The sequence below is a fragment of the Qipengyuania pacifica genome, assembly GCF_019857205.1.
GTDB classification, from domain to species: domain Bacteria; phylum Pseudomonadota; class Alphaproteobacteria; order Sphingomonadales; family Sphingomonadaceae; genus Qipengyuania; species Qipengyuania pacifica.
Genome location: NZ_JAHWXO010000002.1, coordinates 34,490 through 46,870 on the forward strand (window position 1 = coordinate 34,490; position 12,381 = coordinate 46,870).

Sequence of the window (12,381 nt, forward strand, 5' to 3'; positions counted from 1 at the left end):
CTTTCCGGCGCGAGTCTGCACCACGAGGGTGCGGAACCCGGCGACCTCCGCTGCATTATTCGGAGAATGCAGTTCACTTCATTGTTCGGGCGGGCTTTTTTACCTCAACCCTTTAAACGCTGGGTGAATCGCGTCATAATGGGACAGGCCAGCCATGTCCCGGCTGCCGAAATATAAAGGGGGGGATAGACGATGCCCCATGCCCAGCCGCGATCGGTCCTGACGTTAGGGGAAGATCTTCCGGCACGCTACGCCGCTGTCCGCGCGTTGAGCCAGGCTCTGGCCGCGCCGCTGTCCGATGCCGACGCTACCATTCAGTCAATGGAAGATGCCAGTCCTGCGAAATGGCATCTCGCCCATACCACATGGTTCTGGGAAACCTTTCTGCTGCGCGATCATGCCGAAGGCTACGCGCTCTACGACGAGAATTGGCCCTTCGTCTTCAATTCCTATTACGAGACAGAGGGTGAGCGCATTGCCAGGTTTTCGCGTGGAATGCTTTCGCGTCCGACGCTGTCCGATATCGTGGAATGGCGCAGCCATGTCGATGCAGCAATGGATGGTCTGTTAGGGCGCGAAGAACTGGCGCCGCTGATCGAGCTGGGTCTGAGCCACGAACAGCAGCATCAGGAATTGCTGCTAACCGATATCAAACACGCCCTGTTTCAGAACCCTCTTGGCGTGAAGATGTGGGATGTATCTGCAGCAAAAGCGCATTCCAGCCCGAACGATTGGCATTCGCACCCCGGCGGCATCGCGCGGATAGGTCATCAAACAGACGGGTTCGCCTTCGACAACGAGGGACCTGCTCACCGCGTTCTCCTCGAACCTTTCGCTCTGTCCTCGCGACTTGTCACCAATGGCGAATGGGATGAATTCATAGCCGACGGCGGATACGATACGGCGACCTTGTGGCTTTCGGACGGATGGGGCTGGGTACGGGAGAACGCCATTCGTGCCCCGCTTTATTGGCGCGATGACGAACAGTTTACTCACGCCGGCTGGCAGACGCGCGATCCCGATGCCCCGGTAACGCACATCTCTTACTTCGAGGCTGATGCTTTCGCCAGTTGGGCTGGCCACCGCCTGCCAACCGAATTCGAATGGGAAGCCATCGCCCGTGGGCAGGAAGGCGAATTGCCTGCGCATGACCCTCAGGGCGGCAATCAGCTTGACGACGCGACACCCCCGCTGCCGCGTGGCGGCGCCGAACTGTTCGGCGATTGTTGGCAGTTCACCCGGTCCGGATATCTACCCTACCCACGTTTTCGACCTGTCGAAGGTGCCGTGGGCGAATATAACGGCAAGTTCATGAGCGGGCAGTTCGTCTTGAAGGGTGCGAGCTGCGCGACCGCTCGCGGTCATTCGCGAGCAAGCTATCGCAACTTCTTCTACCCACACCAACGGTGGCAATTCACCGGCGTCAGGCTGGCAAAGGACATCTGATGAAAACCGATACTGGCATTGCACTTGTCGATTTGGACGAGGAGGGGGTCGATCGCGCTTTTCGTGCCGACGTACTCAAGGGACTAAATCAGCTGCCGAAGGCCATACCGGCGCGCTGGTTTTACGATCAGGAAGGCTCACGGCTGTTCGAACGCATCACGCAACTGGACGAATATTATCCCACTCGCGCGGAAACCGATATTCTCAAGACGCGCAGCAATGAATTCGCCCAACTCGTTGGGCAGGGCAGGGCTGTGGTCGAATTTGGATCTGGCAGTTCGGTCAAGACGCCGCTTCTGCTCGAGGCGATCGATCCGGCAGCCTATGTCCCTCTCGATATCTCGGGCGATTTCCTGCGCGAAAGCGCTGTTGCCTTGTCGCAGAAATTTCCCGATCTCCCGGTTCACCCGGTAGAGGCCGACTTCATGCGCCGCGTGAGCCTGCCCGACGGCGTCGGGCCACTCAAGAAACTCGGATTCTTCCCGGGCTCGACCATCGGCAACATGGTTCCGCGCACGGCGGTCGACCTGCTTCGCTCGATGCGAGCCACGCTCGGAGCGGATGAAGGCGAAAGCCCGCTGCTCCTGATCGGGATGGATCTCGTCAAGGAACAGCAGAAACTCGAAGCGGCCTATGACGATTCCGACGGTGTGACGGCCGCCTTCAACATGAATCTCGTCACGCGCATCAACCGTGAACTTTCAGGGACCATTCCCGCGGATGCTCTCGACCACCGCGCTGTATGGAACGACGATCTCGCACGGGTCGAAATGCACCTGGTCGCCAATCGGGACATCGACTTCACCGTATCGGGTGAAAGCTTTTCGATGCGTTCCGGTGAAACGATACATACCGAAAATAGCCACAAATTCACGCCTCGTAGTGCGAACCTGCTGCTTCTTGCCGGCGGTTGGACGCCGATCAAGCGATGGGTCGACGAAGATGAAAGGTTTTCGGTGGTACTAGCTCGCGCAACCGAGCAACGCGAAGCGCCCTGAGCCACTGCGGCTATTCATGGACGTGTCACCGGCACGTTCCTATATGTAAATAATGGAACTCGAGCCCGTTTTCAGCGCCGCTGCGGATACACTGCGTGCCATTCCCCGGTCGGAGCTGCTGATGGCGGCGGTCGTCGCCATGCTTGTGGGGTGGTTCGGCGCAGTGATCGCCAAACGCTCGATGCTCGGCGGGGTCCTGCGCATGGCTAGTTCACTTGCGCTTGGTCTCATCCTCCTTACTGTCGTCCTGCAGCTCTCGCGTTTCGATCCCCGCTTCGACATGGCCGTCCCGCAGATCGGCCTGCCCGAACAGGTCGTCGAAGGCGGCGAGACGCGCATTCCCCTATCCGCCGACGGGCATTTCTGGGTCCGTGCCGATGTAAACGGCGTGCCGGGAAATTTCATGATCGATACCGGCGCGACGCTGACGGCGATTTCAGCTGGGCTGGCAGAACGGGCGGGGCTCGAACCAAGGCGCGGCGGCATCCCCATCATGCTCGGCACGGCGAATGGGACGGTACAGGCGCATGTGGCAACGGTCGATAGCCTTACCTTCGGCAATGTCAGCGCCAGCGGCACCGATGCTGCGATTGCGGAGAACTTCGGCGACTTCAATGTCATCGGGATGAATGTGCTTGCGCGCCTCGGCTCCTGGCGGGTGGAAGACAACACCCTGATCCTTGTTCCTCGAGCAGAAGATACGATTTCATGAACTCTGGCGTTTGACCGCGCTGCCGGAGCCGCTAGTGGCTTGCAGTATGGACGGTTCGACCACGCTCCCCGCCCCGCCGCTGCTCGGTGAACTCCTCGTGCAGGGACCGGTCGCGCTTTTCCTCGATTTTGATGGCACACTGGTGGAAATTGCTGCTCGGCCCGGTGAAATTTACGTGCCGGATGCGCTGGCAGGCGCCCTTCAGACCTTGAGCAGTCGGCTGGACGGCAGATTGGCCTTGGTCAGCGGCCGCGCACTGGATGATCTGGCAGGCCACCTGGGTGAACTGGCCGTATGCCGCGCGGGTTCGCATGGTGCATCGCGCTATCTCGCCGATGGCACCCGCTTGGGCGAAGAGCCGCGCGGACTGGCAGATAGCTCGATTGCCGAACTCAAATCCTATGCCGAAGACAATGGGTTGTTCTACGAAGAGAAAGCGCACGGCGGTGCCCTGCATTTTCGTGATCAACCAGCCAAAAAGGACGCGACGCTTGCTTTTGCAGCAGATTTCGCCGGATCGCGCGATCTCTGTGTTACCAGTGGGAAAGGCGTGGTCGAACTCGTCCGGCCGGGCGCTACCAAAGCCGCAGCAGTCGAAGCTTTCATGGAAATAGCTCCCTTTGCGGGCGCCACTCCCGTGTTCATTGGCGATGATGTGACCGACGAGGACGGGTTCGCTGGCGCGATAAAATTCGGCGGATTCGGCATCGCCGTCGGAGAACGTCCGAGTGAGCGGGCACGATACGCTCTCGGCAGCGTTGCTGCAGTGCACCATTGGTTGGAGATATGATGAAGCCCGATCTCGAGCTTTCCCCTATCGGTAATTGTCAGGTCAGCGCCTTGATCGATCGTGAGGGAGCCATCGTCTGGGGCTGTGTTCCCCGCGTGGATGGCGACCCGGTCTTCTGTTCTCTGTTGAACGGTGATGCGCGGGATCGTGGTATCTGGCGCTTCGAATTGGAAGGCCAGACCAGCGCTACGCAGCGTTATGAACGCAATACCGCCATTCTCGTCACGCGCTTGGAAAGCGAAGACGGAAGCGCAGTGGAGATCCACGATTTCGCGCCGCGCTTCGAACGTTCGGGTCGGATGTATCGTCCCGTAGCCTATGCCCGCATCGTCAGGCCGGTGGCTGGTGCGCCGCGCATGCGTGTGGTGCTGGCACCGATGATGGAATATGGGGCCAAGCTTGCCGAAACCACCAACGGCACCAACCATGTTCGCTATCTAATCGGTCCGCAGGCATTGCGCCTGACGACTGATGCGCCAGTAGGGTATGTGCTCGAAGGCCGCAGTTACCGGGTTGAGAGTGATCAGCACTTCTTTCTCGGCCCCGATGAACCCTTCGTCGGCAACATCCGCAGCGAAGTCCGTCGTTCGGAAGCGGCAACAGCCCGCTACTGGCAGCATTGGGTGCGCGGTCTGCATATACCCCTCGAATGGCAGGAAGAAGTCATCCGGGCGGCAATCGCGCTCAAGTTGTGTCAGCATGAAGAAACCGGCGCGATCGTCGCTGCACTTACTACGTCTATTCCGGAAGCAGCGAACAGCCAGCGCAACTGGGACTACCGTTACTGTTGGATCCGCGACAGCTATTACACCGTGCAGGCGCTTAATCGCCTCGGCGCGCTCGATGTGCTGGAGAAATATCTCGCCTATCTGCGCAACATCGTGGACCTGGCCCGCGGCGGGCAAATCCAGCCGCTGTATTCGGTAATGGGGGAAACCGAACTCCACGAATTCGAAGCCGAAAAGCTCGCGGGTTATCGCGGCATGGGGCCGGTGCGTGTGGGTAATGCCGCCTACAAACAGGTTCAGTATGATTGCTACGGCCAGATCGTCATGCCGACCGCGCAGGCCTTCTTCGACACCCGCCTGCTGCGCATGGCCGACGACCGCGATTTCGAGCATCTAGAAGAAGTTGGCGAAGCCGCGTGGGCCAAGCATGACAAACCCGACGCAGGGTTATGGGAGTTTCGTACCCGGCAGGAAGTGCATACCTATTCCGCCGTCATGTGCTGGGCCGCCTGCGACCGTCTCGCGAACGTCGCTGCTCGTCTGGGCAAAGGCGACCGCGTAATTTATTGGCAGGAAAGGGCATCTGCCATACGCGCAAAGATAGAAGAGATGGCGTGGGCGGACGAAGGCGACCATTACCGCGCCAGCTTCCAGAGCGACTATCTCGACGCCAGTCTGCTGCAGATGGTTGAACTGCGTTATCTGAAGCCCGACGACGAGCGCTTCCTGAAGACCTTCGCCGCTATCGAGCGCGACCTGCGCCGCGGCAACCATATGCTTCGATATGCAGCGGAAGACGATTTCGGTGCGCCCGAGACTGCGTTCAACGTCTGCACCTTCTGGCTGATCGAAGCGTTGGCGCTTGTTGGGCGCCGCGATGAGGCTCGCGGTATCTTTGGCGATATGCTCAGTCATACGACCCATTCCGGCCTGCTTAGCGAAGACCTCGATTATGAAACGGGCGAGCTTTGGGGGAACTTCCCGCAGACCTACTCGCTAGTTGGTATAATCAACTGCGCTGGCCTTTTGAGCAAACCCTGGAGCGAAGTCCGCTGACCGGAGATCCACGCCTCGTCGTCATTTCCAACCGCGTTGCGGTACCCAAAGCCCGTGGAGCGGCCGGTGCCCAAGGTGGCCTAGCAGGCGCGCTGCATGCAGCGTTGAAAGATCGCAAAGGCTTGTGGTTCGGGTGGTCCGGCGAGGAAAGCGAAAGCGGCCGGACGGGTCACATCGATACGCAAACGTCCGACGGGGTAACAACAGCCACGCTCGATCTCTCGCAGCGCGATATCGATGAATATTATAATGGCTATGCCAATTCGACCTTATGGCCGCTATTTCACGATCGACTTGATCTGGCAGAATACGAGCGTGAAACGGCCAAGGGATACGAGCGTGTAAACGAGCGCTTTGCCGAACTCGGCGCTCCTCTGATTGACGCAGAAGATATTGTTTGGGTTCACGATTACCACTTGATCCCGCTCGGCGAACGGCTGCGTTCACGCGGGCTCAAGAACCGCATGGGGTTTTTTCTCCACATTCCCTGGCCGGCCACCAGGATGTTCGTCTCTCTGCCGTATCACGAACGGCTGGTCCGAACTCTGCTATTCTACGACGTCGTTGGTTTTCAAACGCAGGAATGGCTCGAAAGCTTTCTGCATTATTGCGAAAACGAACTGCGCGCGGAAGTTGACAAGGCCAGTGGCACGGTCACCTTTGAAGGCCGCACCACCATCGCAAGAGCTTATCCTATCGGCATCGACTGGGAACATTTCTCGAAGCTTGGTGAGAATGGTGAGGCGCGGCAGGCGCAACAGCGGCTGATCAGTTCGACGCGTCGACGCATCGCGATGATCGGTGTGGATAGGCTCGACTATTCGAAGGGAATTCCCGAGCGCATAGACGGCATCGGACGGTTCTTCGATAAAAACCCGGAGAGCATTCGCGATCTCGTCTTCATTCAGATCGCTCCGCCGAGCCGGGAAGACGTTGGCAGTTATCAGGAAATCCGTGCTGCCCTTGAACAGAAATGTGGCCAGATCAATGGTGCGCGAAGCGAAGTCGACATGGTGCCCATCCGGTATGTGAACCGGGGATATAGCCACGCTGAACTTTTCGGGTTCTTTCGCGGGGCCAAGATCGGATTGGTTACGCCACTCCGCGATGGCATGAACCTTGTGGCGAAAGAATATGTTGCTGCGCAGGATCCGGAAGATCCCGGGGTTCTCATCCTTTCACGCTTTGCCGGCGCTGCCGCTCAACTAAAAGATGCAGTTCTGGTCAATCCGCACAGCCCCGACGACATCGCCCACGCTATTCGCATTGCGCTCGATATGCCGCTGGATGAGCGGAAGCGGCGGTACGAGAAGATGATTGCAACGGTGCGCGATGACAATGTCCAGAACTGGACCAGGGACTTCCTTCGCGATCTTTCCGAGGCCTGATCAGGACCTGCGCGATTGCGTATGCGATGCGCGACTGCCACCGTCGCCGCCATGATTCGAGATCCTTTTCTTCAAACGCAGGGCATCCACAACTTTCGCGACTATGGCGGATGGGCCACGAAAGACGGGGGCGCCGTTCGTACGGGGCTGCTCTTTCGCTCCGGCCATCACGTCGGCGCGACTGACGCAGACCTTGCAGCTATCGCTCCGCTGGACATCCATACCGTCATCGATCTGCGCGGTGAGAGCGAGCGCAGCGCCAACCCCTGCCGGCGGGTCGAGGGTTTTGATGGCGAAGTTCTGTTCTACGAAGGGGAAACGACAAGCAGTCCCCCTCATATGGATATCGATCCCGAGATGAGTGCGGGCGATTTCGCGCGTCAGCGCATGTTGGCAGTCTATACTCGTATGCCCGACAATCCGGCGATGATCGACATGTTCGGCCGCTATCTCAACATTCTTGCTAACAGCGATGGAGCTAGCCTGGTCCATTGTTATGCCGGGAAGGACCGGACGGGCGTTGCGGCGACCATGCTGCTGCATATTCTCGGGGTATCCGAAGAGAACCAGCGACGTGAATTTTTGCGAACCAATGACAGCCCTACGTTCGAAGTTCTCGCGCGCCAGTCACTCCCCGGCATCGAAGCGCGGCTCGGGCGAAAGCTGGATGAGAGTGCGGCAAAGGACCTGCTCGGTGTGCGTGAAGAGTATCTCGAACGCTTTCTCGAAATCGCGAGCGATCGCCACGGGAGCTTCGATGGCTATCTGGAACAGGCGATAGGTGTGGATGAAGCGCTTCGTGAAGCCCTGATCACACGCTTCGTGGCGTGACTCTCGGTCCTGCGGTTCCCATATAGCCGCAAAACCCATTCAGACTTACGGAATTGACGATATGGCTACCCATCGCACCAAGATGCTTATCATCGGCTCGGGCCCGGCAGGCTATTCTGCCGCCATTTACGCAGCGCGAGCAATGATGGAGCCCATCGTGGTGCAGGGGCTGCAGCCCGGCGGCCAGTTGACCATCACGACCGATGTCGAAAACTATCCCGGCTTCGCAGACGTTATCCAGGGCCCTTGGCTGATGGAGCAGATGCAGAAGCAGGCCGAGCATGTCGGTACGCGCATGATGTGGGACACGATTGTCGATGTGGACATCGCTGGCGGATCGCCTTTCAAGGCGATCGGAGACAGCGGCGACGAATACATCGCAGACGTTCTGGTGATCGCCACAGGGGCCCAGGCCAAGTGGCTCGGCGTTCCGGGCGAGCATGAGCTGGGCGGCAAGGGCGTTTCAGCCTGTGCCACGTGCGATGGCTTCTTCTATCGCGGCAAGAAGGTAGCAGTGATCGGCGGCGGCAATACCGCAGTCGAAGAAGCCCTGTACCTGACCAACCATTCTGACGATGTGACGCTGATCCATCGCCGCGACGAATTGCGCGCGGAGAAGATCCTGCAGGAACGCCTGCTCAATCATCCCAAGATCAGCGTGCTGTGGAACAAGACGGTCGAGAGTTTCGAGGCAGGTCCGTCGGGAGCACTGGCCCATCTCAACTTGCGCGACACGGTGACGGGTGATGCGAGCACCTTCGACGTTGACGGCGGCTTCGTCGCCATTGGCCACGCCCCCGCCACCGAACTGTTCAAAAGCAAGCTGCCGATGGACGACGGTGGTTACCTGCTGACCGAGCCGGGTTCACCCAAGACGGAAGTTCCGGGCGTATTCGCAGCGGGCGACGTCACCGACCACGTTTATCGCCAGGCGGTTACGGCCGCCGGGATGGGCTGCATGGCCGCGCTCGATGCAGAACGCTTCCTTGCCAACCTCGAGATCGACATCGACGGCCACGCGCATGCAGCCAAGGAGGCTGCAGAGTAAGCGGCCCGGTCCCCGTCAGATGTGAAGATCGAACACGGCGATGGCGGCGTGGAAGATCAACGCAATCAAAGCGATGCTGGACAGCGCAAATAGAACGAAGCGGACCATCACCACATTGGCGGTCGCCTGTACCAGCGAGTGGGTGATCCTGAGACCTACATAAATCCAGGCGATCAGCGCGTTCATGCCGTCACCCCAGCCAATCAGGGCGAGCAGAAGCGCGACCGCGTAGAACACCGTCGGCTGTTCGTGCAGGTGGTTGTAGTTATGTGCCTTCCATTGCACCTGCTCGGGAAGACGTTCGTCGAGCGTCCCAGTCTTGCGCGCGTCGTCGGGCTGGATCTTCGCCTTCGACATGGCCGGAATGCGGGTGGCGTACATCCAGAGCCACATGATCATGGTCCACGCCATCAGCACGACGACAGGCTGGAGAATTTGCGAATCAATCATCGAAGCGGTCCCTGTCATGCCGGCGCCAGGCTCGGGTCATGGAACATGGTGAGGGCAATGGCACGATAGGCGAGATACATCAGCGCCGCGCTCGACAGGAAGAAGAGCAGGAACCGGATCTTTACGACGTTTACCGTGGCCTGCCAGACCGAATGCACGATACGCAGAGCGACATAGATCCATGCAGCAACGACGTCGAAAGCACTGGCGCCGAGCAGCGCGATGATGATCGTGACGGCGTAGAACAGCGTCGGCTGTTCCATGAGGTGAGCGTAATTATGCGCTTTCCAGTTGATCTTGTCCGGCAGGACCCCTTCGAGATCCTGGCCGCGACCGCCCGGACGGGCATTTCCCAGGCCGCCACCGGCCTTGCCCATCGCTGGCAGGCGCGTTGCAGCCATCCAGACAAGCATTATCAGCGACCACGCGATCAGTACCGCCGCGGGTGCGAGCATCTGGGCTAGCATTGTCGATTTCTCCCCTTTGACCCTTGCCGCCGAACGTGCGGCGGCGCGGATCGATTGTCAAACGCAACTATCGATCGGTGATGGTCGCAGCGAAGCTTGCTGCGTCGGTGTTGCCTCCGGTGACCATGATCACCGTGTCCTCGTCCACCGCGACCTTGCCCGCCAGCGCTGCGGCAAGGGCGGCAGCGCCGCCGGGTTCGACCACGAGGTTGAGATGGCCGAAGGCGAAGCGCTGGGCTGCCCGGACTTCCTCGTCGGTTACAGTGCTACCGGGTTCGGCGCGTCCCTGAAGGACCGACAGGTTGATCGGCTTGGTCGCATCGGGCTGCAGGGCGTCGCAGATGGTTGAAGGCGGGTTCTCGCCGACATGGACCACCTCGCCAGCCGCAATCGCCCGACCGACCATGTATCACCCGTGCGGCTCGACGATATGGATAGTACTTTCAGGACAGGCGAGAGCGAGACCGGCCGCCAGGCCGCCGCCGCCGCAGCAGACCAGCAGGCGCGACGGTGCACGGCCAAGCTGCGCCTCGATCTCTATGCCGGCGCCTCCCTGTCCTTCGATGACCCAGGGATCGCCGAAGGCGTGAACGAGGACTGCGCGGCGTTCTTCCACCAGCTTTGCCGCCACGTCGTCCCGGTTTTGCCCAGGGCGGTCATACAGAACGATTTCCGCGCCCAGAGCACGGGTTGCTTCCAGCTTCACCTGTGGAGCGTTGCGCGGCATCACAATCGCGGCGGCAATCCCGAGACGACGAGCCGCCCAGGCGACGCCCTGCGCGTGGTTGCCCGAGGAAACGGCGATCACGCCGCGCGCCCGTTCCGTGTCATCAAGGTTCGAAAGCCGCCACCAGCCCCCGCGGATTTTGAACGCGCCGACGGGCTGCAGGCTTTCCGCTTTCACATGGCAGCGAACCCCGCCGATCTCGACCGGCAAAAGCGGGGTGGGGGGCAAGATAGCGGCGACAGAGCGCGCTGCGGCAAGCACGCCGTCGCGATTCGGTGCGCGGATATCGCTCATCAGTTCGTCGCTCCGGCAGAACACATGGACCGCATGTTACACCGTCCAAGGGCAAAAAAATCCGGCCCGGTTTGGCGCTGCAAACGGGCGGAGAGGGGGCAGGGGATATATTTGGTCATGTACCCGGCTATGCCGAAATTACGCAAAGTAGGAAACGGGGATGGCGGATCGTTTGGCGCTGCCGGTGCATTTCGCTAGGGAGCGCCCAAGATTCGAACCCGGAGAATATTTTCATGTCGACAGTCCTCGTGATCGGTGCCGGCGGCGTCAGCTCGGTCTGCGTCCACAAGATGGCGATGAACCCCGATATCTTCACCAATATCCACCTGGCCAGCCGCACCAAGAGCAAGTGCGATACGATCGCCGCTTCCGTGAAGGAGCGTACGGGGGTGGATGTGAGCACCTATGAGATCGACGCCGAGGAAGTTCCGGCAATGGTCAATCTGATCAAGAAGATCGGTCCCGAACTCGTCGTCAATCTGGCCCTGCCGTATCAGGATCTGCCGATCATGGACGCCTGCCTGGAAGCGGGCGTCGATTATCTGGACACGGCCAATTACGAACCGAAGGACGAAGCCAAGTTCGAATATCACTGGCAGTGGGCCTATCAGGACCGCTTCAAGAGCGCAGGACTGATGGCGCTGCTGGGATCGGGTTTCGATCCCGGTGTGACCAGCGTCTTCACCATGTGGCTCAAGAAGCACAAGCTGAAGACCATTCGCCAGCTCGATATTCTCGACTGCAACGGCGGCGACCATGGCCAGGCCTTCGCCACCAATTTCAATCCCGAAATTAACATTCGCGAAGTGACCGCACCTGCGCGCCACTGGGAAAACGGTGAATTCGTCGAAACCCCGGCCATGGGCAAGAAGGTCGAATTCGACTTCGAGGCGGTCGGCCCGAAGAACATGTACATGATGTACCACGAAGAGCTGGAAAGCCTCGCCAAGTTCAATCCGGAGATGGAACGGGCGCGCTTCTGGATGACGTTCGGCGATGAATACATCAAGCACCTGACCGTCCTGCAGAACGTGGGCATGACCCGGATCGATCCCGTCCGGTATCAGGGCAAGGACATCATTCCGCTCCAATTCCTCGCTGCGGTCCTGCCCAAGCCGGAAACGCTGGGCGAAACGACCAAGGGCAACACCAATATCGGCGTGATAGCGACGGGTGAAGCGCTGGATGGCAGCGGCGAGAAGACGTTTTACATCAACAATATCTGCAGCCACGAAGCGGCGTATGAGGAAACCGGCAACCAGGCGGTTTCCTATACCACCGGTGTGCCGGCGATGATCGGTTCGGCCATGATGGTCACCGGCAAGTGGACCGGCGACGGCGTGTTCAACATGGAAGAAATGGATCCCGATCCCTTCATGGACATGCTCAACGAACATGGCCTGCCGTGGCAGGTGAAGGAACTGGACGGACCGGTGGATTTCTGAC

At 59.7% G+C, this 12,381-nt stretch carries 11 protein-coding genes and 1 pseudogene; 9 read left to right on the forward strand and 3 right to left on the reverse strand.

The window, feature by feature from the left end; translation table 11 throughout:
• The first annotated feature begins 192 nt into the window (after window positions 1-192).
• The 8 genes from egtB to trxB all read left to right on the forward strand — a co-directional run bounded on the left by egtB (window position 193) and on the right by trxB (window position 8,997).
• A complete protein-coding gene (gene egtB / locus KYK83_RS03260; RefSeq protein ID WP_222827183.1) occupies window positions 193-1,446 on the forward strand; it encodes an ergothioneine biosynthesis protein EgtB in 1,254 nt (417 codons plus the stop codon).
• Entirely contained in the window at window positions 1,446-2,444 is a 999-nt protein-coding gene (gene egtD, locus KYK83_RS03265) for an L-histidine N(alpha)-methyltransferase (RefSeq protein WP_222827184.1), read from the forward strand. The genes egtB and egtD overlap by 1 nt, the downstream gene beginning before the upstream one ends.
• Before the next feature lie 52 nt (window positions 2,445-2,496).
• Complete coding sequence (locus KYK83_RS03270; RefSeq protein ID WP_222827185.1) at window positions 2,497-3,156, forward strand: retropepsin-like aspartic protease family protein; 660 nt, start codon at window positions 2,497-2,499, stop codon at window positions 3,154-3,156.
• A gap of 46 nt (window positions 3,157-3,202) precedes the next feature.
• Window positions 3,203-3,946: a trehalose-phosphatase gene (otsB, locus tag KYK83_RS03275; RefSeq protein WP_222827186.1), complete on the forward strand. Its 744-nt coding sequence runs from the start codon at window positions 3,203-3,205 to the stop codon at window positions 3,944-3,946.
• The gene (locus KYK83_RS03280; protein ID WP_222827187.1) at window positions 3,943-5,730 is read left to right on the forward strand and encodes a glycoside hydrolase family 15 protein; all 1,788 of its coding nucleotides are present in this window, start codon (window positions 3,943-3,945) and stop codon (window positions 5,728-5,730) included. The genes otsB and KYK83_RS03280 overlap by 4 nt, the downstream gene beginning before the upstream one ends.
• Window positions 5,727-7,118, forward strand: coding sequence for an alpha,alpha-trehalose-phosphate synthase (UDP-forming) (locus tag KYK83_RS03285; RefSeq protein ID WP_222827428.1), 1,392 nt, complete (start codon window positions 5,727-5,729; stop codon window positions 7,116-7,118). The genes KYK83_RS03280 and KYK83_RS03285 overlap by 4 nt, the downstream gene beginning before the upstream one ends.
• 51 nt (window positions 7,119-7,169) lie before the next feature.
• The gene (locus tag KYK83_RS03290) at window positions 7,170-7,949 is read left to right on the forward strand and encodes a tyrosine-protein phosphatase (protein ID WP_222827188.1); all 780 of its coding nucleotides are present in this window, start codon (window positions 7,170-7,172) and stop codon (window positions 7,947-7,949) included.
• 61 nt (window positions 7,950-8,010) lie between these two features.
• The gene (gene trxB / locus KYK83_RS03295) at window positions 8,011-8,997 is read left to right on the forward strand and encodes a thioredoxin-disulfide reductase (RefSeq protein ID WP_222827189.1); all 987 of its coding nucleotides are present in this window, start codon (window positions 8,011-8,013) and stop codon (window positions 8,995-8,997) included.
• Between the two features lie 15 nt (window positions 8,998-9,012).
• On the opposite strand, the gene KYK83_RS03300 is transcribed toward trxB, so the two are convergent.
• The 3 genes and pseudogenes from KYK83_RS03300 to KYK83_RS03310 form a co-directional block, all read right to left on the reverse strand.
• Window positions 9,013-9,447 (reverse strand): MAPEG family protein, encoded by a 435-nt coding sequence (locus KYK83_RS03300; protein ID WP_103023438.1) that lies wholly within the window; start codon window positions 9,445-9,447, stop codon window positions 9,013-9,015.
• A gap of 14 nt (window positions 9,448-9,461) precedes the next feature.
• Entirely contained in the window at window positions 9,462-9,914 is a 453-nt protein-coding gene (locus tag KYK83_RS03305) for an MAPEG family protein (RefSeq protein WP_196846462.1), read from the reverse strand.
• A gap of 67 nt (window positions 9,915-9,981) precedes the next feature.
• Window positions 9,982-10,935: pseudogene (locus KYK83_RS03310) on the reverse strand (threonine ammonia-lyase).
• A gap of 233 nt (window positions 10,936-11,168) precedes the next feature.
• Between KYK83_RS03310 and KYK83_RS03315 the strand changes: the two are divergent.
• Window positions 11,169-12,380 (forward strand): saccharopine dehydrogenase family protein, encoded by a 1,212-nt coding sequence (locus KYK83_RS03315; RefSeq protein ID WP_196846460.1) that lies wholly within the window; start codon window positions 11,169-11,171, stop codon window positions 12,378-12,380.
• The last annotated feature ends 1 nt before the right edge of the window (window position 12,381 follow it).